Raw genomic sequence first — 529 nt, 5'->3', positions numbered from 1 at the left:
GAGGGAAACAGCCCAGAACAAGAATTAAGGTCCCTAAATACTACTAAGTGAAATTAAGGTAGTCCATGAAATTACACAACCATTCGGTGGGCTTGGAAGCAGCCATCCGTTAATGAAAGCGTAATAGCTCAATGGTCTGTATTTATAAGTTTCAAGGGCACCGACAATGTATCGGGTCTAAGTAGTATACCGAGATCTTGTCCCAACATTATAAAGAATGTTGGAGGGTAGCGGAACACTCAGGACATGGTTGAAGGATAGGGTTTCCTTATCTGGACATAACTGAGGAGAGAATGCTGACATGAGTAACGTAAAAGTGGATAAAATCCCACTCGCCGAAAGCAGAAGGGTTTCATGGCTAGGCTCAACCTCCATGAGTAAAGTAACGGCCTCTAAGATTTTTAAAATTACCCCGGTTGGCGGCTTGTACGTCCAATCGAGGACTTAATGAACTCCGATAGGAGTGATCGATGAGAAAAACTAATTTAGATAACAGTTTTAATATTAATATATATCAGTAATGGTGTCA

General features: G+C 41.0%; 1 rRNA gene. It reads left to right on the top strand.

The features are described 5' to 3' along the window. Positions 1-529: ribosomal RNA gene (locus ACYVKA_RS13510) — 23S ribosomal RNA — on the top strand; the annotation flags it as partial.

The sequence above is a fragment of the Luteococcus sediminum genome (genome assembly GCF_054783495.1).
Note: the sequence above shows the minus strand (reverse complement) of the source record. Positions and strands in the feature narration are given on the sequence as shown.